This window comes from Caballeronia jiangsuensis, from assembly GCF_046030135.1.
Taxonomy (GTDB): domain Bacteria; phylum Pseudomonadota; class Gammaproteobacteria; order Burkholderiales; family Burkholderiaceae; genus Caballeronia; species Caballeronia jiangsuensis.
This window is the reverse complement of the sequence record NZ_JAQQDB010000002.1, coordinates 295653-319034: the sequence shown is the minus strand read 5'-3', so window position 1 is coordinate 319034 and position 23382 is coordinate 295653. Positions and strand designations below refer to the sequence as shown.

Here is a 23382-nt window from a genome sequence, read left to right as displayed (position 1 = left end):
GCGTCCTCAGCCGATCGCCCGCAGGCCTTCGACGATGCGCACGCGGCTCGCCTGCACCGCCGGCACGATCGCCGCCGCCATCGCCACCACGAACGCGCACGCGGCCTGCAACAGCATGGTCTCGTGCGACACCATGAAGACCGGGAACACGCCGCCCGTCGCGTGCTTGAAGACTTCGGCCATCGGCGGCGTCGCCAGAATGCCGATGCCGCCGCCGATCGTGCAGATCGCCATCGATTCGCCGAACACGAGCATCGAGAGAAAGCCGGGGCCGAAGCCGAGCGCCTTCAGCGTCGCGTATTCGGTGGTGCGCTCGCGCGCGCTCATCGCCATGGCGTTCGCCATCACGGCCATGATGATGAGGATGACCACGTAGGACACGACGCGTATCGCCGCGATGATCTGATTGGACATCGCGACGAAGCCGAGCTGAAACGCCTGCTCTGTTTCGGTGAGGGTTTCGGCGAGCGAGTTCTTGAAGACGTTGTCGATGTTGCGCGAGACGACGGCGGCATCGTCCGGGTCCTTGATGCCGACCACATACACGCCGACCTGATCGACGGTGCGTTTGGTCGTCTTGCGGATCGTCTCGTTCAGATAGTCGTAGTGAAAGATGAGTTGCCGCGTGATGGTCGATTCATCGCGCCCTTCCATGATGCCGCGCACGACGAAGTCCCACGTGCCCGGATAGATCGTGCCCTTGAGCGGAATGACGTCGCCGACCTTGAAGCCGTATTGATCCGCGAGTTGCCGGCCGATGAGCGCGCCCTTGCGATCGCGCTGATAATCGGCGCGTTGCTGGTCCGGCACGATGAACTCGGGATAGAGATCGAGATAATTGTCCGACACGGCGAACTGCGCGAAGAAGTTCTTCGGATCGCGATAGACGCCGCCGAACCAGTTCGAGCGCGCGACGAGCGTCACGCCATCGACGCCGCGGATGCGGTTCTCGTAGGCGAGCGGCAACGGGAACACGAGCGAGATCGCATTGCGCGTGACGAGCCGCGCGTTCGACGCCGCCGCCGCGCCCGCATACCAGGCATCGACGACCGTATGCAGCAGGCCGTAGGCGAGCACCGCGATCGTGAGGCCGAGCACCGTCAGCGTGGTGCGCAGCTTGTGCCGCAGCGCGTTGCGCAGGATCAGCTTGAGCACGAACATGATGGTTCAGGGCCTGGTTCCATCGATCAGCTCGCCTTTCTCCAGATGCACGAGCGCCTTCGCCGCGCCCGCCGCGTGCGCATCGTGCGTCACCATGATAATGGTCTTGCCGAGCTTGTCGTTCAGGCGTTGCAGCATCGTGAGGACATCGGCGGCGGAGTTGCGGTCGAGGTCGCCGGTCGGCTCGTCGGCGACGATCAGCTTCGGGTCCGTGATCAGCGCCCGCGCAATCGCGACGCGTTGCTGCTGCCCGCCCGACAGTTCCGACGGATAGTGGCTCATGCGGTCCGCCATGTTGACCATGTCGAGCACCATCGCGACGCGCTCGCGCCGTTCGTGGCGCGTGAGGCGCGTCAGCATCAGCGGCAATTCGACATTCTCGAATGCGGACAGCACCGGCATCAGGTTATAGAACTGGAAGATGAAGCCGACATTCGCCGCGCGCCAGTTGGCGAGCGCGGCTTCGGGCAGGCGCGTGATATCGAGTCCGCCGACGAGTAGCTCGCCGCTGTCGGGCCTGTCGATGCCCGCGATCAGATTGAGCAGCGTGCTCTTGCCCGAACCCGACGGGCCCATCAGCGCGACGAAATTTCCTTCCGCGATGGATAACGTGATGTCGGTCAGCACAGGCACCGTCTGCACGCCGCGCCGATACGACTTGGCGACGTGGCTGATCTGAACGAGAGGCGTCGTGCTCACGCTATTTCTTCGCCAGCGTGACTTTCGCGCCGTCCTTGATCTTGTCGCCGGGCGCGAGCACGAGCACGTCGCCGGGCTTCACGCCCTGCACGGCCAGCAGATCGCCGATGCGCTCGCCCGTCGTCACGGGCACTTCGCGCGCGGTGTCGTGCTCGACGGCGTAGACCACCTTTTTGCCGTCGCGCGTGACAACGGCCGTTGGCTGTACCGCGACGACCGCCTTCTTCTCTTCGGGCGGCACGGGCTTCGACAGGAATGCGACCTTCGCGGACATCTCGGGCAGCACGCGCGCGTCGCGATCGACGAAACGCACTTTCACGAGCACGGTGGCCTTGGAGCGATCGACCGTCGGCACGATGCGCGACACGCGGCCCGCGAAGCGCACGTCGGGCAGCGCGTCGAGCTGGATCTCGCACGGCTGTTCGACGGCGATGCGCGAGATGTTCGACTCGGCGACATCGGCTTCGACTTCGAGCGTCTTCATGTCGGCGATGGTGACGACCGCGCCCTTGCTGTCCGACGCCGACGAAAACGGCGTGATGTTGTCGCCGACGTTCGCGTGTTTCTCCAGCACGACGCCGTCGAAGGGCGCGCGGATCACGGTCTGATCGACGGCCACTTGCGCGGCCTGCGCGTTGGCTTGCGCCGACGCGATCGCGGCTTCGTCGCTGTTGATGGACGCGTTGGCCTTGTCGAAGCGGGCGAGCGCGGCGTCGTACTGCGTCGCCGGAATCGCGCCTTGCGGGGCGAGAATCTTGTAGCGCCTGAGATCCACTTCCGCGTTCTTCAGCTCGGCGCGCTGAAGCTCCAGGTTGGCTCGCGCGACCTTGACCTGCGCCTGCGCCTGCAAAAGCGACGCGGCCACGTCATTGCTTTCGAGCCGCGCGATGATCTGGCCTTCCTTCACCGGCGTGCCCTCCAGCACGCCGAGCCATTCGACGCGCCCCTGACCCTTCGACGCCACCGCCGCCTTGCGCTGCGGCACGACATAGCCGGTAGCGTTCAGAAGCGTATAGCTCTGCGACGGATACACGGACGTGACAGTGGCGGTCTCGACGGCCTGCGGGCCAGCGAGACGAAACGCCACGGCGATGAGCGCAACGAGGATCGCCGCGATGACCACATAGCGAAGCCAGTTGCGCCGGCGTCGCGGCATCGCGGCGGACGGTCCCCGGTCGATTTTGAGTTTTTCTAGGTCGTGTTCAGCCAATTTATGGACGTGCGCCGCCGGATGGTCGGTCCTGCGGATCGGGATGCAGTGGAGGGATGGTCAGTATAGCGCCGACGCTTGCTGCGCTTACGAAGTCTTTACTTGACTATCGACACCCTCTCACGCGACGACACATCGCGTCCTTATTGGCTGCCGAAGCGCTTTTCGACATCCACCGCTTTATCGAGCCCGACGAAGCGGTTGTACTCGTCGAACGGCGTCAGACGATCGGCGATGGCATCCGTCGAACCTTCGCGCATGAACACGTCGAGCATGTCCTTCACCGCCTTGTGCATCGCGAGCATCGGCTCGATGGGGCTCAACGTGTAATCGAAGCCCATCTCGTAGGCCTCTTTCATCGACACGTAAGGGCTCTTTCCGGTTCGTGCCTGATTGAAGAGAATCGGCTTGCCGAGCGGCTTCAAACGGCGCGTGAGTTCACGCATATGTTCGATGCTTTCGGGCGCGTCGGCATAGAGCCCGTCGGCGCCCGCTTGTGCATACGCTTCGAGTCGCGCGATGGCGTCCTCGATGCCCGTGACCGCGATCGCATCCGTGCGCGCCACGATAAAGAAATCCGGATCGCGCCGAGCTTCGATCATCGCACGCAGTTTGAGCACCATCTCTTCCTTCGACACGAGCTGTTTGCCCGCATAGTGCCCGCACTTCTTCGGCAGCGCCTGATCTTCCAGATGCAGCACCGATGCGCCCGCTTCTTCCCAGAGACGCATCGTGCGCTGCACGTCGAGGATGCCGCCGTAGCCCGTGTCGGCATCCGCGAAGATCGGCACCGAGGTCACGCGGCATATGCGGCGAATATGCTCGAACATCTCCGTCTGCGACAGCACGCCGACATCGGGCTGTCCGGCGACGACCCCCGACGCGACGAAGCCCGATACATAGATGGACTTCGCGCCGGCCTGCTCGGCGAGCATCGCGGTGATGGCGTCGTGCGCGCCCATGCAAACGAATGGACCTTCCTTGAACAACTCGCGAAAGCGTGCGGAACGGGTCAAGATGAGTCTCCGGAAGTCAGGCAAGATAAGCCCAGCCGCGCGCCTTGCGATCGCCGGCGCGAAATTGCGCGATCTGTTCGCTCATGCGTCGCGTCTGGTCGATTTCATCCAGTCCTTCGAGCAGCGCCGCGCGCGGCGCTTCGTCGAACTCGAAGCGAATCGCATCGATTCCTGGCGCGCGTATTTCGAGCGCACGCAAGTCGACTTCGACATTCGCTCCATCGCGCGAAGCCATTGCAATTCGCTCGATAACTTCTGCATCGAGCCGCACCGCCAGCAAGCCGTTCTGCAGGCAGTTGTTATAGAAGATGTCGCCGAAAGATGGCGCGATCACGCAGCGAATGCCCGCTTCCTCCAGCGCCCATACGGCCATTTCGCGCGAACTTCCGCAACCGAAGTTCTTTCCGCCGAGCATCGTGCACGCATGACGAAACGCCGGCTGATTCAGCACGAAGTCTTCGCGCTCGCCGCTCTCCGGTCCATTGCCGCGATAGCGCAAGGTCTCCAGCAGATAAGGTCCGAGCTGACCACGCTTCAGTTGCGAAATGCGTTCGATGCGAATGATGAGATCCGTATCGACGTTATCGCGCAGGAGCGGCGCGGCCGGACCGATGATCGTCGTGACCGCTTTCATCGCGATGCTCCCGTTTGCGGCGCGGCGATATGCCCTGCGATCGCGCTTGCCGCCGCGACTGCGGGACTCGCGAGATGCGTGCGCGCACCCGGCCCCTGCCTGCCGATGAAATTGCGATTCGACGTCGATACGCAACGCTCGCCACGCCCGACGACATCGCCATTCGCACCGACGCACATCGAACAGCCCGGCTCGCGCCATTCGAAGCCCGCCGCGCGAAAGATATCGTCGAGCCCTTCTTCATGCGCCTGACGTGCGACCGTGAGCGAACCCGGCACGACCCACGCCTTCACGTTGCCCGCCACATGACGACCATCGACGATACGCGCGGCCGTGCGCAAATCCTCGATGCGGCTGTTCGTGCACGAGCCGATGAACACGCGATCCACAGCGAGTTCATCGAGATGCTGTCCCGCACGGACGCCCATATAGTCGATCGCGTCCTGCGCGGCCTGTCGACGCGATTCGTCCGCGAGCGACGCAGGATCGGGAATCGTGTCGTCGAGCGCGATCACATGCTCGGGGCTCGTGCCCCATGTGACCTGCACGCGTATCGCGGAAGCATCGACGATCACCTCGCGATCGAAGTGCGCGCCTTCATCCGTCGCGAGCGCTTTCCAGTCCGCGAGCGCGGCATCGAATTGCGCGCCGCGCGGTGCATATGGTTTGTCTCGCAGATACGCGAAGGTCGTCTCGTCGGGCGCGATCAGCCCGAACTTCGCGCCCAGTTCGATGCTCAGGTTGCACAGCGTGAGGCGCCCTTCCATCGACAGTTCTTCGATCGCATCGCCCGCATATTCGACCGCATACCCGGTGCCGCCCGCCGCGCCGATCCTGCCGATCACATACAGGATCATGTCTTTCGCGCTCACGCCTTCGCGCACGCGGCCGTCGAAGCGCACGCGCATCGTCTTCGGCCGCTTCTGGCGAATGGTTTGCGTCGCAAGCACATGCACCACTTCCGTCGAGCCGATGCCAAATGCGAGCGCGCCCATCGCGCCGTGCGTACAGGTGTGGCTGTCCGCGCACACGATCGACGTGCCGGGCAACGACAGCCCGAGTTCCGGCCCGATCACATGCACGATGCCTTGCCGGCCATCGTTGCCGATATCGAAGATGGGAATCGCATGATGCGTCATTTGCGTGCGCATCGCGTCCACCATTTCGGTGCTCCAGTCGGCGTCGCCCGCACTTCGGCCCGGCATCGTCGAGATCACGTGATCCAGCGTTGCGAACGTCAGCGCGGGACTGTCCACTTGCAGACCGCGCCGCTCGAGCACGCGAACCGCTTCGACGCCCGTAAGCTCGTGCATCAGATGTCGATCCACTTGCAGAAGATCGATGCCGCCAGCGAGATGCGCGATCGCGTGACTGTCCCACAGCTTGTCGAAGAGCGTTTTCATGTTTCAGTCGCTATGCGTGAGATGGCGCTGCCAGGCGAGGAACAGCATGTTGACGAGCGTCGCGAACACGAAGAGCATCAGCGCGAGCGCCATGATCGTGCTGGTTTCGTTGCGGTTCATCGCGATCATCAGCAAGCGTCCGATGCCGCTTTGAGAAGCGAACATCTCGCCGATCAGCGTGCCGAGCAGCGTCAACGAAAAGCCAATGCGCAAGCCTGAAACCACTTCCGGCACGCACGCGGGGAGCAGCACGTGACGCGCGAAATCGCCCGGGCTCATGCGATAAGTTCTGGCCGCGCGCGCGTAGATCGGGGGCATGTTGCGCACCGCGTTCATCGTGAAGAGCGTGATCGGCACGATGCCATGCATCACGCCGAAGACGATCTTCGCCCACAGGCCGAGGCCGCACGCGAGCAGCACGACGGGATAGAGCGTGACCTTGGGGATCGAGTAGAAGCCCATCATCAGCGGTTCCATCACGTCGCCGGCCATGCGCCGCGCGCCGAGCAGCAAGCCGAGACATACGCCCGCGATAGCCGATATCGCGAACGCCGATGCGAACGCGAGCGAGGTCACATAAAGACTCGCCGGGAAATCCGCATCGCTCACGATATGCACCGCGCGCTGCACGGTATGCAGGGGCGTGGTCAGCACATCGGGCCCGAGCACTTCGCTCAGGATCTGCCATAGCGCGACGAGCACGACGATCAGTACGAGCGCATCGGTCCAGCGCTGCGCGTGCCGCGTTCTCGTGCCGTGCGTGATGACGACGGTGCTCATGCCGCCTCCCTTCTGATGCGCCGGTACAGACGCCTTTCGGCCTGGCGCAGCAAGCCGTTGATCGTCGTGACGAAGACCAGCATCAGGACCATGAGACCGTACATCGTCGGATTGTCGAATGCGTTGTATGCGAACGCGATCTGATAGCCGAAGCCCGATCCCGACAACACGAACTCGCCCGCGACGACCGCGATGAACGCATATACCACGGTCAGCTTGATGCCCGTGAAGACGAAAGGCAGGCTCGCGGGCAGCGTGATCAGGCGAATCTCGTCGAGCGTGCTGAGACGGCATACGCGCGCGGTGCGCAGCAGTACGCGCGGTACACGTTCGAGGCCGTTGAGCGTGTTCACGGCCATCGCGACGACCGCGAACAGAAAGCCGATGCCGATGAGCGGCCATCGATTCAGCCCGAAGATCACGATGAGAATCGGATACAGCACGAACACGGGCACCGCATAGTACGAGAGCAGCAAGGGATCGAGCACACGGCGCAGTCGCGGCAAACGGTAGAGCAGCACGCCGCCGACGAATCCGACTATCACGGCGAGCGCCACCGCGGCCAGCGCGCTGCCGAGTGTCTGCACGATATCGACCGTGAATTGCCCCGACGTCAGAATGTCCCACGCGCTCACCGCCATGCGCGAAGGGGGAATGAACGATACCGGATTGATCCACGCAAGACGCGTGGCGATTTCCAAAAGCGCGATCAGCCCGACGACGAGTCCGATGCGCCAGCGCGCCGCCTCGTTCACGGCTGGCTCCCGAGCGCTTTCAATGCTTCGTCGCGAAGCAGGCCCCACACTTGCGCCGTGAGTTCGCCGAAGCGCGCATCGAGTGCGATCTTGCTGTCGCGCAGACGCGGCCAGCCCGTTTCGATCGTCGCGATGAAACGGCCCGGACATGCCGACATCACGCCGATGCGATCCGACAGCAGCACGGCTTCATCGATCGAATGCGTGATGAGCATCACAGTCGCGCCGGTATCGCGCCAGAGCTTCAGCGTTTCATCGCCCATCAGGAGACGCGTTTGCTGATCGAGCGCGCCGAAGGGTTCGTCGAGCAACATGAGACGCGGGCGCACGACCATCGCGCGCGCAATGCAGACACGCTGACGCATGCCGCCCGAAAGTTGTGCCGGATACGCGCGTGCAAACGACTTCAGGCCCATGAACGACAACGCGTGATCGACTCGCTCGCGCACTTCGTTCTCCGGCACGCCCGCGCGGCGCGCGGCGAACGCGGCATTGTCGAACACGTTGAGCCACGGAAAGCTCGCGTCCTCCTGAAACACGACCGCGACGCCGTCGGGCACTTCGCGTCCCACCGGTTGCCCTTCGAACTCGACCGTGCCGCCGCTCGCGGGATTCAGACCCGCGAGCACGTCGAGCAAGGTGGACTTGCCGCATCCGGAAGGGCCCACGACCGAAAAGAATTCGCCCGCGCGCAATTCGAGACTCACCGGCCCGAGCGCATGAAACGGCGGCTTGCCCGCGATGCCGGGATAAATGCGCGTGACATCGGTGAGTCGCGCCTGCACGCGCTCCGTGTCCTGCGCGGCGGGATCGCGCGATACGACCGATATCTTCGTGCGACGTGACAACACGCTCATCGCGGCCTCACTTCTTCGTTTGCAGATCGGCGGGAAGCAGCGATTCGTCGACGATCTTCGACCAGTCGAACGGGCCTTCCGGAATCGCCTTCACGAGTATCAACCCCTTCAGCACTTCGTCCATGCCCTTGCGATCGAAGCTGCCTTCGCTCCAGTACTTCGGATCGGACTCCAGCACGTTGTTCAGCGCGGAAGCCGCCACTGCCGGGTCCATCTTGTACTGCTTCGCCAGAATCTGCGCGGACTCGTCGCGATGCGCGGCCATGTATTGCACAGCCTTGCGGCGCGCCTTGATGATCCCCTTGATCACTTCGGGATGCGTCTTCAGATAATCGGTTCGCACGATGCCGACCGTCTGTGTTTCATTGGGCACGATATCGGTCGAACGAAACGCGATGCGCAACTGATCCTTCTTCGCGCTATACGAAGGCTCCGTCATGTAAGCGACATCGACCGCGCCCTGCTGCAATGACGTGAGCATGCCGCTCGAACTGCCGACGGGCTTGCGCTGCACTTGCCCCGTCAATCCTGCGCGATCGAGCGCGATCGTGACGATGGTATCGGTCGTCGACTTCGGACTGCTATAGCCGATCGTCTTGCCTTTCATCTGCTGGATACCGGTGATCGTGCCGTCCTTCTTTTCGACCCAGACGAGATCGGCGAGGCTTTGCACGCCGCCATGCACGATGGTCAGATCGACACCCTGCTTCACCGCGGAGATGGCCGCGGGCAATGCGACTTCGCCATAAGGAATCTCGGACGCCATCGCGTTGCGCACCGTGGTGCCGCCGCCTTCCGACGTGATGAAGCCCGTCACGTCCACGCCTTCTTCCTTGAAGAAGCCCTTCTCCATCGCGACCGCGAAGGGCACGCCGTACATGCCGTCGCCCCAATGCGTGACGGTGAGCGGCGCGGCGCGCACGCTGGCGCCGCAAACGCAGGCGGCGGCGAAAGACATGAGACAGGCACCGCGCGCGAAGCTCCCGATTTTTCCAAGCGCAAACATGTAGGGTCTCCATCCATGATCGGCGGTCTCGCAGCGTGCTCGGCGCATGCGGCCGCACTGTGGTTTTACGGACCTGCTCTGGACGTGCTGCTTGCTGAATAACCGTGCAAGTTAATGTATGCATTAAACGCGCGAAAGTCCAGACTCGCCGAGGGCGTACATACCCTCGTCGCATCGGGCGCAACTCTTGTTTCAGGCTTGCTGGATGCCGTATTGCTGCAGCACGTTGGTCTGGTCGCGCCAGCCGCGCTCGCGATGAGCGCGATACAGCTCGCTCGCTTTCGCTGCATCGCCGCAACGCATCGCGTCGATGATGTCGTAATGCTCCTGTATCGACTTCGACGGCTGCGGATGCGCCTTTACCATCTGCGTGAAGCGGCGCACGCGATGCACCTGATCGCGGCAATTCATAACGATGCCGTGAAGCCGCGCATTGCCGCTCAATGCGATGAGCGTCTCGTGAAAGACCTCGTCCGCCGCCGCCCACGCAAGCATGTCGCCGCGTTCGAGTGCGGCGGTCATGGCCTCGCATGAGTGAACGAGCGGCGCGAGCTCTATGCCCTTTCTCGACGCGACGAGCGCCGCCGCCGTCGATTCCAGGCTGATCAGCACCTGATAGATGTGTTTGATATCGGAGATGGACGTCGGCACGATGCGGATGCCGTGACGCGGCACGATCTGCACGAGGCCTTCGCCTTGCAGACGCAGCGCCGCCTCGCGAATCGGCGTGCGGCTGAAGCCGAGCATCAGCCCCAGTTCCTGTTCCAGCAGATACGAACCGGGCGTCAGTTCGCTTTCGATGATTCGCCGGCGCAGTTCGCGATAAGCAAGCTCGGTCGTGTTGCGTCTCGCGGGTCTCGCGCTCTCGATGGATTTGTCGTTCAATGAAGCGGCCATGCCTGAGCTCCCCGATCAATCTCCGTCTTGCGCCGATGGTAACACCGCGTCAAACGCTGGTGAGATGCGCGACGAGCTTGCGGCATGCCTCGGGCAACGCATCGAGCGAACGCACGCCGATGAGCAATTCGCGCGCGGCCCATGCATCGGTCAATGCGACGACGGCGAGCGCGTGTTGCTTCGCCACTGCTTCGGGCATCACGCCGAGACCCAATCCCGCTTCGATCATCAGACATTGCGCGTCATAGCTCGACACCTGAATGCGCACGCGCACCGGGCGTCCGAGTTCGTTCGCCGCACGCGTGAGGCACTGACTGATCGCGGTATCGGCCGGCAATGCGACGAACTCTTCATCGAGCGAATCGGTGAACGCAATCGAGCGTGCCTGCGCCAATGCATGTCCCGGCGGTGTCGCGAGCACGAGGTTGTCGGTGCGATACGGAATCGCGTGAATCGCATGACCGTGAGGGACGGACGTGAACACGCCGATATCCGCCGCATTGTCCGCGACGGCGCGCACCACTTGCGCGCTCGGCTTTTCATCGAGCAGGATGCGCACGTTCGGATGGCGCGCCGCGAACGATTGAATGTCGCGTGGCAGAAACTGAACGATCGACGATATGTTCGCGGCAATGCGCACGATGCCGCTCGTGCCGCTCGCGAAGTCGCGCATCTGAATGGCGATATCGTCGAATTGATGCAATGCACGATGCGCAAGCGCCGCTAGCCGGTCGCCCGCTTCGGTCGGCTCGACGCCCTTATTCGTGCGGCGCAATAGCGGCACGCCGAACATGGCCTCGATCTCGCTGATGCGCCTGCTCACCGCCGCGGCCGCGATATGTTCGCCATGAGCGGCTGCGGCGATCGTGCCTGCATCGACGACGGCGAGGAACAGTCTCAGCGAAAGCGGATCGATCGGCGGCATGGAAGGCGGCTTCTCTCGTAAGACACGTCCGCAGTGTACTTAAAGAACGCGTGCCATCGCAGACGGCGATGACGGCATGACGAAGCATAGCTTTGCCACATAACCCGGCGCGCGGAAAATGCCTTGAATCAGGCACTCGCGAGGGGAACCGTCATGCAGGAAGCCGCCGCCGCAACCCGAATCCGCGTGTTCTGGCAACCGGGATGTTCGTCGTGCCTGCGCACGAAGGAATTCCTTGCACGCCAGGGCATAGAGTTCGAATCGATCGACGTGCACAACGATCCCGAGGGCCGCGCCGCGCTCGCGGCGCTCGGCGCGCGCAGCGTGCCTGTGGTCGCGTTGGGATCGAAATACACGCTATGCCAGTCGATCAACGATGTGATCCGCTTCCTCGATCTCAAGACCACGCCGACGCCGCCCTTGCCGCCCGCCGAGCTCGTCGCCAAACTCGCGCATGTGCTCGAATCCAATGCGCGCTACACGCGTCAATTTGGCGCCGATTACTTTCGCAAGCCTTTTCGCAATCGCAATCGCACGCCCGCTGGTCTGACGTTCCACGTGTTTCGCGTAGCTGAAATGGGCGTTCAGGCCGCGCATCAGATCGAATTGCGCTTCGAAGGCTTCGACGATCAGCCGCCAGATGAATGGCAGGCGGAAGATATCGCGCGCTGGGGCGAAAGCGTGCGGGAGAAGCTTCTCGACTGGTGGGAGCATGAATCCGACCGCACGCTCTCGTATGACGTGCCGACCTACTACGGCCGCCGCTCGATGCACGAAGTGCTCGAACGCACCGCATGGCATAGCGCGCAACACACACGGCAAGTCATGCTGATGCTGGAGAGCGACGGCGCGACGATCGATCGCCCCTTGACGGCGGACGACCTCGGGGGCTTGCCGCTGCCGGAAGAAGTCTGGGACAAGTGATCGATCCTCTGTCGGTCGCACGGCAGGCGCGCAAGTCCGTTCGAGCCGCCCTTCATCGGGGCGGCTTCTTTTTAACGTGCGCTAACGTATACGTTGAGCAATACGCCGAATTTCTTTTCATATAATGAAGGCATTCCATCCGCCTGCGTCTGGCCCGGCGGATATATCGTCCGTGCATCGACGGCAACGTTTTCGGAATGCCCATCATGGCTCCAGCCCCGACCGCCGAAGCGATTACCAGAACGCGCGAGAAATCGACCGACACGGTTTATCAGGCACTGCGCGAAAAGATCCTCAGCAACGAACTGCGCCCCGGCACGCAGATGCTCGAACAGGAACTCGTACAGTTGTTCGGCGTGAGCCGTACGCCGGTGCGTGAAGCGCTCATTCGTCTACAGAACGAACATCTCGTGCAGATCATTCCGCGCCACGGCGTGCGCGTGCGCAATGTGTCGATGACGGATATCGAAGAGGTCTTTCAGGTGCAGACGAGTCTCGAAGCGACAGCGGCTTCGACCGTCGCCGCGCGCAAACCGGGCGCGCGAGAACTGAAACCGTTGGAGAAAGCGTGCACGGAAATGGAGCGCGGCTTCGCGAAGAACGATCGCGAAGCATGGTCGGCGGCGCGTGAAGCGTTCTACGCGCGGCTCGTCGACATGAGCGATAACCCGCGACTCACGCAGATCGTCGGCGAATGCTCGGATCAGGTGCGCCGCGTGCGCGAACTGACGCTGCGGCTGATCGATCCCGACGAATCGCAAGCGCGCGATCTGCACGCGATCATTGAAGCGCTGCGGCAGGGCGATGTGTCGGCGGCGCAAGCGCTATGCCGCGAGAATCGCGCGCGCAATCTTCAGATGCAAATCGAAGCGCTGCAACGCTTCAGGATTCTCGACGTCTGATCACGAAGCGTGCAAGGCCGTATCGCGCAACGCGATCACCGGCGCCTTCCGCGCGACGCCTGTAGTTGCGATCAACACCTCTCGATTCGTATGGCGGCACACCACGTTGCGCACGTGGTTCACGCCCCACTTCAAGAGGCCGGGCTTTCTTGCGCCGAGCACGATGAGGTCCGCATCGAGGCGCTCGGCTTCATCGGCGATCACGCGCCCGATACTGCGGCCGTCTTCGGGCAGCGTGCGCGTTTGCCAGTCCGCTTCGATGCCCGCGCGCGCAAGCATCTTTTCGCTATTGCGGCGAATCACGAGCGCGAGCTGATTGACGAGCGCGGGCATGTCGCAAAGACATTCCATCTGCCAGCCCGCCCACGACGGAACCGATTCGATCACATGCAGCACGGTCAGACGCGCGTTGTTTTCACGCGAGCGTGCAATGGCGGCAGACAAGGCGGCTTCGCTGAAGTTCGGTCCCACGGCGACGAGAATATGCTGGTTCATGGCGCAACCCTCCGATCATTGGACAGCGCCGTTTGCGGGCGGCCGTCGTTTATTCATGACGTCATGATCGGCGCCGACAATTAGCGCAAACTGAGCGCGCGCTTCGGAAGACGTTACGATGCGATAAATCAAACTGATGGCATCCATTTACCTTTCATCATGGACAATCGCGAACTGCTCAACCTCGCGTACCTGCGCGCGTTCCGTCTCGTCGCGCAGACGGGCAGCGCCACGCGCGCCGCCGCCGCGCTATTCCGCGCGCAATCGGCGGTTACGCGTTCGTTGCAGGAGCTCGAAGCGGCCGTCGGCGAGACCTTGCTGGAGCGCCGTCCGTCGGGCATGCTGCCGACCCCCGCCGGGCGCGCCGTGCTGTTGCGCTGCCAGCGCATCTTCGCGGAACTGGAGGAGCTGGCCCAATGGTGCGCGACGCGACAGTCGCGCCGCCGAACCGCGTCGGACGGCACGCTTCCCGCCTTTCTGCTCAACACACGGCGGCTGCAATTGTTCTCCGCGCTCGCACGTCATCGTCATATGCCGAGCGCGGCGCAGACCTTGGGCCTCAGTCAGCCGGCCGTCAGCAGCGCGATCCGCATCATGGAGACGGGCGCGGGGATGCAACTGTTCTATCGCAGCCCGCGCGGGCTGCTGCTCACGAGCGAAGGCGAAACCTTCGTCCTGCACGTGCGCCGCGCGCTGAACGAGCTGCGCCATATTCCCGATGATCTCGCGGCATTGCGCGGCACGATTCAGGGTTATGTCACGGTCGGCGCGCTGCCGCTCGGCAGAGCGTTGATCTTGCCGGGCGCGATCGCACGCGTCGCCGCGCAATATCCTGGCGTGCGCATCGTGACCGACGAAAGCGCCTACGAAACACTCGTCGCGGGACTGCGCGCGGGCGATATCGATTTCGTGCTCGGCGCATTGCGCCAGAACGATGCGTCGAGCGGTCTCGTCAATGAGCGCATGATGTCGGAAGACATTGTCGTGCTCGCGCGTCGCGGGCATCCGCTCGCGAGTGAAAGTGGATTGACGCTCAAGGATCTGATCGCCGCGCAATGGATTCTGCCGCGCAGTCAGGCGCCCGCGCGCGGTATGTTCGAAGCGCAGTTCAAGCGCGGAAAGCTCAAGCCGCCGATGCCGACCGTCGAGACCGCCGATCTCGCGGTTATTCGCGGTCTTTTGATGCATACGGATATGCTCGCCGCCGTATCCGCTCAACAGTTGCACTACGAATGCGAATCGGGGCAACTCGTGGTGATGGACATTCCTCTGCACAACACGCGGCGCGAAATCGGACTCACCATGCGCGCGGGCGGCACGCCATCGCCGGCGGCACGCGCGTTGATCGATGCGATCCGCCTGACCGTCGATCAGCTCGGGCATGAACTGCGCCGCGAATCGCCCCGCATCGTCAGAACCGTCGGCTGATAGCCTGGTCATCTAAATCGTTTATCGCGATAACATTTTATGGTGCCGTTAGCGCGATCACTGCAACGAACAGGGAGAAGCAATGAACGAGCAGCAATGGATTGCGATGGACGAGTACCTGTGCGACCGGACGCAAACGCCGGACGAAGCGCTCGACGCGGCCTTGAAGTCCAGCGTCGAAGCGGGACTACCCGCGATCAACGTCGCGCCGAATCAGGGCAAGCTGCTGCAAATGCTCGCGCGTCTGCGGGGCGCGCGCCGCATTCTCGAACTCGGCACGCTCGGCGGATACAGCACGATCTGGCTCGCGCGTGCCTTGCCCGCCGATGGCACGTTGCTCACGCTCGAAGCTGTCGAGCATCATGCGGACGTCGCGCGAAAGAATATCGAACGCGCGGGCTTGTCGGGCGTGGTGTCGATCTTCGTGGGCGATGCCGCCGATACGCTCGAAGGCTTCGTGCGCGATGGCATCCCGCCTTTCGATTTCATCTTTCTCGATGCCGACAAACAGAGCTATCCCACGTATCTGCAACTCGTGTTGCGTCTGAGCCGCCCGGGCACCGTGATCGTCGCGGACAACGTGATTCGTCAGGGTCGCGTCGCGGATGCGGGCAGCAGCGACCCCGACGTGATCGGCGTGCGCGCATTCCTGGATATGCTCGCCGCGGATGCGCACGTCTCCTCTACCGCAATTCAGACGGTCGGCAGCAAGGGATGGGACGGATTCTCGCTTTCGGTCGTGTCGTGATCGGCGGCTTCAGCAATCCGCTGGCAAATATTCCAGGCAACCGATGGAATAAAACGCTCGTTTAGAAGGTTAGCGCATCGAGAGCCCAAAAAAATAGATGCGCCAACATGGACGAGCCGATTACCGAACCAGACATTCAAGCCTTCGCGAACGGCGTGCTGTCGTCCGCGAGGGCGGCGCGCGTCGGCCGATATCTCGGCGCGCGGCCGGTGAATCGGCGCTTGCAACGTGCCATCGATCGCGCCGCATCGCACGATGCCACGCGCACGAGAAGCGTCGTGCGTCACGCATTCGTCGCCTTGTGCATCGCTATGGCCGTCGCCGGCTGGTGCGCTGCAACGCACGTCTCTGCGGATATGCTCGATGCCGTCGCTGTGATGGCCTTGATGGAGACTTCGAACCAGCGCGGCACGAACGTGCGTCCGCTCGTGTCGCACGATCCGCACTTCATTGAACTCACGCCGGTCGGCTTAGAACTGATCGCGACCCGGACGCGGCGCGGCGGCAAGTTCGCGCATATCGACGAATACGACTATCGCAACGTGGAGGGCGAGAGCGTCGTTCTTCTGATCGCGTCCGCGCCATTCACGAGCGATGCGCCGCACTGGAGCGCGCGGCGCGTCGGCGAAATCCGCCTGCTGACATGGGTTATCGGCGGCACGCGCTATGTGCTCGCGGGACAGGCGGGCACGCGCGGCGTCATGCGCGCCGCCGACGCCTTGACGCTGACGGCGCGAGAGGCGGAATAAATGGACATCCGCGACGACTTGACGGAACACCTCCCGAGACTGCGCCGCTATGCGCGCGCGTTGCTGAACAATCGGGAGCTCGCGGACGATCTCGTGCAGGATACGATCGAGCGCGCCTTGTCGCGCGCGCAAGGATTCGAAGCGGGCACCGATCTGCGCGCATGGCTTTTCACGATCATGCACAACGTATTCGTGAATCAGGTCAGCAAGGCGTCGGCGCGTGCGATCCACGTATCCGTCGACGATGAAGACTTGAGCGAGCGCGAGTTCGCGATACCGGGCGGCCAGATCCGTTCGCTCGAAGTGCGCGATCTCGACTACGCTTTGCAGCGTCTGCCCGCCGAGCAGCGTGAAGTCGTTCTCCTCGTTGGCCTGGAAGAAATGAGCTACGCGGAAGTGGCGATCGCGCTCGATATTCCCATCGGCACTGTGATGTCGCGCCTGTCGCGCGGACGCGAACGCCTGCGCGCGCTGATGGCCGGCACGCAACCCAGTGCGAAGTTGAAGGTGGTGCGATGAACGACCAACAGACTCCGATCAGCGAAGAAGATCTGCATGCTTACGTCGATGGCGCGCTTTCGGCCGCACGCCGCGAACAGGTCGAGCGCGCCATCGAACTAAATCCCGCTCTGGCCGCGCGCGTGAGCGACTACTTCTCGCTCAATAACATGTTCCATGAGCGCTACGATCGCGTGCTCAACGAACCCATCCCCGCGCGCTTGCGCACGCTGAAGAAAGCGCGCTGGCTCGGCGCGGCGAACTGGCCGCGATTCGCGGGCATGGCGGCGGCGCTCGTCGCAGGCATCGGCATTGGCATCGGCACGAACATGGGCCGCGATGCGCTGTCGCTGCCGAACACGAGTGCATCGAGTGCAGCGAATACGCGCGACGTGAGCGCCGAAGGCATGGAAGCGATGGCGCGTCAGGCCGCGCTCGCACATGTCGTGTACATGCCCGCCGTCGATCGTCCTGACGATATCGGCAAGGACCGCGAGCAGGACTTCGTTCCGTACCTGTCGAACAAACTCGGCACCGACGTGCATCCGCCGCTGCTCACGAAAAGCGGCTTCGAACTGATGGGTGGACGCATTCTGCCCGGCGACAACGGCCCGACCGCGCAATTCATGTATCGCGACGCCAAAGGCGAGCGCGTGACGCTCTGCATCGCGCGTCGCAAGACAAGCACGAACACCACCGCGTTCAAGCTGTATCAGGACGGGCCCGTGAACGTGTTCTACTGGATCGATGGCGATTTCGGTTACGCGGTGTCGGGCGGTATCGACCGCAAGGTGATGCTCGAACTCGCCCACGATGTGTACGCGCAACTGACGCCATCGACGCCGGGTTGATCGCTTACTCGGAAGGGATCTCTTGCCTGCTCAGACCAGGCCACCTGCCGCGCATCGCAGCCATGCCCGTTTGCGATGACGCCGGCGGCAGTTTTCTGCATTCGACATGCATGCCGCGCGAAGACGCAGCCGTCACGAACTTGTCGATTTCCTCGCGCACGTCGGGATCGACATAGTCGGCTCGCGAGGCATCGAAGATCACGGTCGCGCCATCGGGGATGGTGCGTAGATGATGCTTCAATGTGACCTTGCCGAGAAACGAAACGTCCTTGCGGAACGACACGAGGTAGTGATCGTCGTGCTGCGTCATCGTGATCGGGCGCTTAAGGTTCGCGCGGATCGCGAGCAGGAGACTGCATCCGATGCCGAGCAGAATGCCCATCAAGAGGTCCGTCAGCAACACGCCGGCAATCGTCACGATGAACGGCGCAAAGCGTTCGATGCCCTGCTTCGCGACGGCCGCGAACAACGAAGGCTTGGCGAGCTTCAGGCCCGTGAAGATCAGGATCGCCGCGAGACAGGCGAGCGGAATCAGGTTGATCACGCTCGTCAACGCGAACACGCTCACGAGCAAAAGCGCGCCATGCACGAACGACGACCAGCGCGTCTGCGCGCCCGCATGCACGTTCGCCGAACTGCGCACGATGACCGACGTGATGGGCAACGCGCCGATTGCACCGGCCATCATGTTGCCGATGCCTTGCGCTTTCAGCTCACGATCGGGATGCGCCGTGCGCTTCTTCGGATCGAGCTGCTCGACGGCTTCGAGACTCAGCAACGTTTCGAGACTCGCAACGATGGCGAGCGTGAAGGCGAGCCGCCATACATCGGGATTCACGAACTGCGAGAAGTTCGGCAACGCGAGCGCATGGGTGAACGCAGCGAACGATTCGAGCGACGGCAACGCGACGCGATGTTGCGCGGGCGGTGCGAAACCCGGCGCGAACAGGTCGAGCAACACCGTCGCGCCGATGCCGAACGCGACCACCGCGAGCGGCGCGGGCACTGCGCGCACGAGCGCGAAGCGGCGCATCGCGCGCGTTTCCCAGCCTGCGAGCATCGCGAGCGATACGACGGCAACGATGCACGCCGCCGCGGAGACAGGACCGAACGGCGTGCCGAGCATGCCGGGACCGCTCGCGGCCGGCGCGCCTTCGTTGGCGAAGCCCGCGGCGAGCGGAAGCTGCTTGATGACGAGCAGCAGGCCGATCGCGGCGAGCATGCCCTTGATGACCGACGAAGGCACATAGGCCGCGAAGCGCCCCGCCTTCAACATGCCGAAGCCGAACTGGATCGCGCCCGAGAGCAGCACGGCGAGCAGGAACGCGGAGAAGCTGCCGAGCCCGGCGATGCCATCAACGACGATCACGATCAGGCCCGCAGCCGGACCGCTCACGCTCAGTTGCGAGCCGCTCAGCAACGCAACGACGAGTCCGCCGATGATGCCCGACAGCAGCCCCGCGAATGGTTCGACGCCGGATGCATTGGCAATGCCGAGGCATAGCGGCATCGCGACCAGAAACACGACAGTGCCCGCGAACATGTCGCGCGGGAAAGTGGCGATACGGTTACCAGAGTTCATGATTTTTCTTGGAACGAGTTGGGGCCTGCGAACGTCGCGAAAGCGACATCGCATCGTCAGGCGATCGATTGGAAAGAGCGGGCTTAAGCGGCCCGCAGCGATGTGACCTGCGCGCCCGCAGTGGCCCGCGTTTCGCCTTCGTCCGCATAGCCGGACGCGAGGACGTTGATAAGGCCGTCGTGAAGGCCGAAGATCCAGCCGTGAACGAGCGGTGGCTCGTCTCGCTCGAAAACGATTGCGTGCTGCCGCAAGAGACGCACTTGTTCGAGCACGTTCAGCTCGGCGAGGCGGTTCGCGCGCGCATCGAGTTCCTCGAATGCATCGAGCTCGTGCCGATGCCGTTCCCCCAATGCGCACAGTGGCGCGATCCGGCGATTCACGTGCGGCAAGTCGCTCGACTGCGGCAGGAGCGAGGCGCGCACGCCGCCGCATCCGTAATGCCCGCATACGATCACGTGATCGACTTTCAGCACGCGCACCGCGTATTCCAGCACGCTCATCGTGTTGTCATCCGAGGCAGAGAACAGGTTCGCGATGTTGCGATGAACGAACAGATCGCCAGGATTGGCGTTCGTCACCGTCTCGGCCGGGACGCGGCTATCCGCGCAGCCGATCCACAAAACCTTCGGGCTTTGGCCCTGCGCGAGACGGGGGAAGAATTGCGCATCGGCGTGCGCGGTCTCGTGTGCCCAGGCAATGTTTTCCAACAACATTCGTTTCGGTCGATTCATGCATTTCTCTCCAGAACAGGCGCGTCTTTGGTGCATGACGCAAAGAATCGAAAAGGGCCGCATCTACGTTGCAGTGCAGCGAGTTCCTTACGAATAACTTTCGCAGAAAAAGTTCAGCGGCGTCCAGAGAAAAAAATATGACGATATGAATCTCGCGTTTTGTTCAACGCTTCGGCGCGCGACGTCTGATAACCTTGAGCGCTTCAGATTCAGCTTTCGCGAACACATGACCGATTCAGCAGCAAGCATCGACACGACACGTTTCATCGAATGCAACGGCGGCGCTTATCCAGTACGGATCGAGTATCAATGGTTGAATCCGGAACGCGTCGATGCGCCCATCGCGTTGTTCCTGCATGAAGGCCTGGGCTCGATCGCGTTATGGAAAGGCTGGCCGCAGCAGCTTTGCGATCGCCTGAATTGCCGGGGTCTCGTGTATTCCAGGCCCGGTTACGGGCGCTCCACGCCACGTCGATCCGGCGAACGATGGCCGGTCGAGTTTCTGCATCGGCAGGCGCAAGAGGTGTTGCCCGCATTCCTCGATGCACTCGGCGTCGACGCTGAAGAACGCTCGCACATGTGGCTCATCGGGCATAGCGATGGCGGCACGATCGCCCTTCTTTACGCAAGCGCGTTTCCCGAAGCGCTCGCCGGTCTCGCCGTCATGGCGCCGCATTTGTTCGTGGAACCGATGACGGTCGAAGGCATCGAGAAAGCGCGCAGCACGTATGAAACGACATCGTTCAGAGACAAGCTTCAGGCTTATCACGACGACGTGGATTCAGCCTTCTACGGATGGAACGATGCGTGGCTTAATCCCGCGTTTCTGCAGTGGGATATCACGGAAGAGTTATCGTCGATCAGGCGGCCGTTGCTCGCCATTCAAGGCTATGACGACGAATATGCGTCGATGCTGCAAATCGATAAGATCAAGGCGGCTGTCGATCACGCGCAACTCGTCAAGCTGACGCAGTGCCGGCATTCACCGCATCGCGATGCGACCGATGAAGTGAACGATGCGATCGCCGCTTTCGTGCGCGCGCATCGAGGTTGAATCGGCATCGAGCACGAATCAACCCGCGTCCTGCGTCTTCGCCGACGCCTCCTGCGCCCGCCTCAGCCGCTCGCGGCTATTCGACAAATGCATGCGCATCGCCGCGCGCGCCGCTTCGGGATCACGACGTTCGATCGCATCGTAAATATCTTCGTGCTCGCGATTCACGCGATCGAGATACCCGGCGGGATCGTTGTGCGCGAGCGCCGCCGAATTGACGCGCGTGCGCGGGATGATGGTATTGCCAAGCTGACTCAGGATGCTGTGGAAGTAACGGTTGCCCGTGGCCTTCGCGAGTTCGAGATGAAACGCGACGTCCGCGGCGACGGCGTTGCCCTCGCCCGCTTCGATAAGCCGCTCGAAGTCGTCGAGCGCGCGACGCATCTGCGCGAGATTTTCATCCGTGCGGCGCATGGCGGCGAGACCCGCCGCCTCCGCTTCGAGGCTGATGCGCAGTTCGAGAATCGCCATCACATCGCGCACGGTGAGATCGCCCGCGGCCTCGATCTGGAAACGGTCCTGGTCGCTCGCTTCGAGCACGAACGTGCCGATGCCATGACGCGTCTGCACGAGCCGTCCCGCCTGCAACCGCGAGATGGACTCGCGCACGACCGTGCGGCTCACGCCAAGCTGCGCCATGATTTCCGATTCAGTCGGCAGCTTGTCGCCGGGTTGAAGCGCGCCGCTCCGAATCCGTTCCGACAACTCGGCGACGACTTCCTCGGTGAGGTTGCGGGAGCGGCGAAGCGCGCCGGACGCGAGGGCTTGGGACATTGAAAGGCCGGTCTTTGTGTGCTCGATGGGTCATTATAGGGCGCGCGGAACAGCTTGTACGATGACTATTGACTCGCGCTGCATCGCTGCGCGCAGCACTAGACGCAGGACTCACTTTAATGAGAAGCGAATGCCGATTCATACCGGCCGCATTCGACGCCGCTCCGGCCATGATGGAAAACCCCATCAAAATCATGCGATTAGGGCCAAAACAAAGCGTTGATAAACCGTCTGTTGCGGCGTAAAGTTCAAGTACCGCATGAAGTGAAAACGCGCCAGCCAGGCGGCATCAGCCACGCGCCGGCGGCGTGATCGTTTTGAAACAAGGCTCGCGAATCCATGCCGCATCCGTTGGATTCGCCATCATCTCGCGCAGTCGCGAGCCTGATACAGCGGTTCACCGGCTCGTCGCCGCGCGTGTCTATGCGTTACACCACGCGCCTTGCGCCTCTCGCGCGTCTCACTCATCGATCAGGCGAAAGCCGGTGCACATCCGTATTCACAATCGCAGATTTCGCGGCGATACTGATGCGCGGCATCGAGGTTGGCAGGCAAGGAGACGAGCAAATGATGCGTGAAGTAATCGGAGCGTTCCACGGCTCCCGTAAGCTGGATGAAGCACTTGAAGACTTGCGCGCGGAAGGCATCGCGGCCGATCGCGTGCGCGTGGCGAGCATGAGCGGTTTCGCCGATTTCCACGCTTCGCAGATACAGAGCAACAACGCGCAGACGCAGTGGATCGCGGCGGAATACGCGGGCCACGGGGAGCATCTAGGCGTGGTCGACACGCATGACTACCCGTACGGGCTGGACGCTTCGAGCGACGACATCCTCCCTTCGTTCGGCGCGGACGGCGGCGACGCGGACCTCGCTTGCAGCGTCACACGCGTGATCGTAAGCATTCGCGACGAAGCGGAGATGCGCGCCGTGTGCGACATCTTCTCTCGCCTCGGCACCGACGATATCGACGTGGAAGGCGCCGCGGTCTGATCCGCGACGCGCGAGGCTCACATCGTCGCGTCACTGCGTCGGCGTCGTCGCGGGCTTCGCTTTCTTCTTGTGCTTGAAGTGATAGCCGCCCTGGTGCGTGCTGCCGGCCGCGGACGTATTGTCCCCGCCGACGGTCGGTCCGGCCGTCGCCGCTCCGTGGGCGTTGCCGCCGCCCGAACCGCCATTGCCATTGCCGCCGCCTGACTGCGCCATCGCCGCGCCCGTCACGCCTATCGTTGCGCCCGCCGTCAGCGCGATCAAAACCCTCAATCCAGTCGTCCTCATTTTTCCCTCGTCGATCAGGTTCATCACC

General features: G+C 62.9%; 26 protein-coding genes. 9 read left to right on the top strand and 17 right to left on the bottom strand.

The window, feature by feature from the left end; translation table 11 throughout:
- Window positions 1-6 precede the first annotated feature (6 nt).
- From PQR08_RS03355 to PQR08_RS03300, 12 genes are all read right to left on the bottom strand, one after another.
- Window positions 7-1161, bottom strand: coding sequence for an ABC transporter permease (locus PQR08_RS03355; protein ID WP_250485419.1), 1155 nt, complete (start codon window positions 1159-1161; stop codon window positions 7-9).
- 6 nt (window positions 1162-1167) lie between these two features.
- The gene (locus tag PQR08_RS03350; protein WP_187604137.1) at window positions 1168-1860 is read right to left on the bottom strand and encodes an ABC transporter ATP-binding protein; all 693 of its coding nucleotides are present in this window, start codon (window positions 1858-1860) and stop codon (window positions 1168-1170) included.
- A 1-nt stretch (window position 1861) separates the two neighbouring features.
- The gene (locus PQR08_RS03345; RefSeq protein ID WP_250485420.1) at window positions 1862-3016 is read right to left on the bottom strand and encodes an efflux RND transporter periplasmic adaptor subunit; all 1155 of its coding nucleotides are present in this window, start codon (window positions 3014-3016) and stop codon (window positions 1862-1864) included.
- Between the two features lie 197 nt (window positions 3017-3213).
- Window positions 3214-4086 carry an isocitrate lyase/PEP mutase family protein gene (locus PQR08_RS03340; RefSeq protein ID WP_250485421.1) on the bottom strand — a complete coding sequence of 291 codons (873 nt, stop codon included), beginning with the start codon at window positions 4084-4086 and terminating at the stop codon, window positions 3214-3216.
- 16 nt (window positions 4087-4102) lie between these two features.
- Complete coding sequence (gene leuD, locus PQR08_RS03335) at window positions 4103-4720, bottom strand: 3-isopropylmalate dehydratase small subunit (RefSeq protein WP_250485422.1); 618 nt, start codon at window positions 4718-4720, stop codon at window positions 4103-4105.
- Window positions 4717-6123 (bottom strand): 3-isopropylmalate dehydratase large subunit, encoded by a 1407-nt coding sequence (gene leuC / locus PQR08_RS03330; RefSeq protein ID WP_250485423.1) that lies wholly within the window; start codon window positions 6121-6123, stop codon window positions 4717-4719. Before leuC ends, leuD begins: the two co-directional genes overlap by 4 nt.
- A gap of 3 nt (window positions 6124-6126) precedes the next feature.
- Window positions 6127-6903 carry an ABC transporter permease gene (locus tag PQR08_RS03325; protein WP_238288875.1) on the bottom strand — a complete coding sequence of 259 codons (777 nt, stop codon included), beginning with the start codon at window positions 6901-6903 and terminating at the stop codon, window positions 6127-6129.
- Entirely contained in the window at window positions 6900-7658 is a 759-nt protein-coding gene (locus PQR08_RS03320; protein WP_250485424.1) for an ABC transporter permease, read from the bottom strand. The genes PQR08_RS03325 and PQR08_RS03320 overlap by 4 nt, the downstream gene beginning before the upstream one ends.
- Window positions 7655-8515: an ABC transporter ATP-binding protein gene (locus tag PQR08_RS03315; RefSeq protein WP_250485425.1), complete on the bottom strand. Its 861-nt coding sequence runs from the start codon at window positions 8513-8515 to the stop codon at window positions 7655-7657. The genes PQR08_RS03320 and PQR08_RS03315 overlap by 4 nt, the downstream gene beginning before the upstream one ends.
- Before the next feature lie 7 nt (window positions 8516-8522).
- Window positions 8523-9473 (bottom strand): ABC transporter substrate-binding protein, encoded by a 951-nt coding sequence (locus PQR08_RS03310; RefSeq protein ID WP_051626963.1) that lies wholly within the window; start codon window positions 9471-9473, stop codon window positions 8523-8525.
- Between the two features lie 240 nt (window positions 9474-9713).
- Complete coding sequence (locus PQR08_RS03305; protein ID WP_250485426.1) at window positions 9714-10418, bottom strand: GntR family transcriptional regulator; 705 nt, start codon at window positions 10416-10418, stop codon at window positions 9714-9716.
- A gap of 49 nt (window positions 10419-10467) precedes the next feature.
- The gene (locus PQR08_RS03300) at window positions 10468-11343 is read right to left on the bottom strand and encodes a LysR family transcriptional regulator (protein ID WP_250485427.1); all 876 of its coding nucleotides are present in this window, start codon (window positions 11341-11343) and stop codon (window positions 10468-10470) included.
- A 123-nt stretch (window positions 11344-11466) separates the two neighbouring features.
- On the opposite strand from PQR08_RS03300, the gene PQR08_RS03295 reads away from it, so the two are divergent.
- Together PQR08_RS03295 and PQR08_RS03290 are read left to right on the top strand one after the other, a co-directional pair.
- Window positions 11467-12267, top strand: a complete 801-nt coding sequence (locus tag PQR08_RS03295) for a glutaredoxin domain-containing protein (RefSeq protein ID WP_250485428.1) — start codon at window positions 11467-11469, stop codon at window positions 12265-12267.
- 206 nt (window positions 12268-12473) lie between these two features.
- Window positions 12474-13169: a GntR family transcriptional regulator gene (locus PQR08_RS03290; RefSeq protein WP_250485429.1), complete on the top strand. Its 696-nt coding sequence runs from the start codon at window positions 12474-12476 to the stop codon at window positions 13167-13169.
- Here PQR08_RS03290 and PQR08_RS03285 read toward each other — a convergent pair whose 3' ends face one another.
- Window positions 13170-13664, bottom strand: a complete 495-nt coding sequence (locus tag PQR08_RS03285) for a universal stress protein (protein WP_408161047.1) — start codon at window positions 13662-13664, stop codon at window positions 13170-13172. It abuts the gene before it with no gap.
- Between the two features lie 159 nt (window positions 13665-13823).
- Between PQR08_RS03285 and PQR08_RS03280 the strand changes: the two genes are divergently transcribed.
- The 5 genes from PQR08_RS03280 (at window position 13824) to PQR08_RS03260 (ending at window position 17938) form a co-directional block, all read left to right on the top strand.
- Window positions 13824-15092: a LysR family transcriptional regulator gene (locus tag PQR08_RS03280; RefSeq protein WP_250485431.1), complete on the top strand. Its 1269-nt coding sequence runs from the start codon at window positions 13824-13826 to the stop codon at window positions 15090-15092.
- Window positions 15093-15174: 82 nt separating this feature from the next.
- Complete coding sequence (locus PQR08_RS03275) at window positions 15175-15840, top strand: O-methyltransferase (RefSeq protein WP_250485432.1); 666 nt, start codon at window positions 15175-15177, stop codon at window positions 15838-15840.
- A 107-nt stretch (window positions 15841-15947) separates the two neighbouring features.
- Complete coding sequence (locus PQR08_RS03270) at window positions 15948-16589, top strand: anti-sigma factor (RefSeq protein ID WP_238211274.1); 642 nt, start codon at window positions 15948-15950, stop codon at window positions 16587-16589.
- The gene (locus tag PQR08_RS03265; protein ID WP_250485433.1) at window positions 16590-17108 is read left to right on the top strand and encodes an RNA polymerase sigma factor; all 519 of its coding nucleotides are present in this window, start codon (window positions 16590-16592) and stop codon (window positions 17106-17108) included. It begins immediately after the preceding gene.
- Window positions 17105-17938 carry an anti-sigma factor family protein gene (locus tag PQR08_RS03260; RefSeq protein ID WP_250485434.1) on the top strand — a complete coding sequence of 278 codons (834 nt, stop codon included), beginning with the start codon at window positions 17105-17107 and terminating at the stop codon, window positions 17936-17938. The genes PQR08_RS03265 and PQR08_RS03260 overlap by 4 nt, the downstream gene beginning before the upstream one ends.
- 4 nt (window positions 17939-17942) lie before the next feature.
- Here PQR08_RS03260 and PQR08_RS03255 read toward each other — a convergent pair whose 3' ends face one another.
- Window positions 17943-19520, bottom strand: a complete 1578-nt coding sequence (locus PQR08_RS03255) for a SulP family inorganic anion transporter (RefSeq protein WP_250485435.1) — start codon at window positions 19518-19520, stop codon at window positions 17943-17945.
- An 83-nt stretch (window positions 19521-19603) separates the two neighbouring features.
- Window positions 19604-20251, bottom strand: a complete 648-nt coding sequence (locus PQR08_RS03250; protein ID WP_250485436.1) for a carbonic anhydrase — start codon at window positions 20249-20251, stop codon at window positions 19604-19606.
- 226 nt (window positions 20252-20477) lie between these two features.
- Between PQR08_RS03250 and PQR08_RS03245 the strand changes: the two genes are divergently transcribed.
- Complete coding sequence (locus PQR08_RS03245) at window positions 20478-21305, top strand: alpha/beta fold hydrolase (RefSeq protein WP_250485437.1); 828 nt, start codon at window positions 20478-20480, stop codon at window positions 21303-21305.
- A gap of 18 nt (window positions 21306-21323) precedes the next feature.
- Here the strand turns inward: PQR08_RS03245 and PQR08_RS03240 are convergent, their stop codons facing one another.
- Complete coding sequence (locus PQR08_RS03240) at window positions 21324-22079, bottom strand: FadR/GntR family transcriptional regulator (RefSeq protein ID WP_035504033.1); 756 nt, start codon at window positions 22077-22079, stop codon at window positions 21324-21326.
- A 567-nt stretch (window positions 22080-22646) separates the two neighbouring features.
- Between PQR08_RS03240 and PQR08_RS03235 the strand changes: the two genes are divergently transcribed.
- Window positions 22647-23069 (top strand): hypothetical protein, encoded by a 423-nt coding sequence (locus tag PQR08_RS03235; protein ID WP_250485439.1) that lies wholly within the window; start codon window positions 22647-22649, stop codon window positions 23067-23069.
- A 30-nt stretch (window positions 23070-23099) separates the two neighbouring features.
- Here PQR08_RS03235 and PQR08_RS03230 read toward each other — a convergent pair whose 3' ends face one another.
- Window positions 23100-23354: a hypothetical protein gene (locus tag PQR08_RS03230; protein WP_371883794.1), complete on the bottom strand. Its 255-nt coding sequence runs from the start codon at window positions 23352-23354 to the stop codon at window positions 23100-23102.
- Between the last annotated feature and the right edge of the window lie 28 nt (window positions 23355-23382).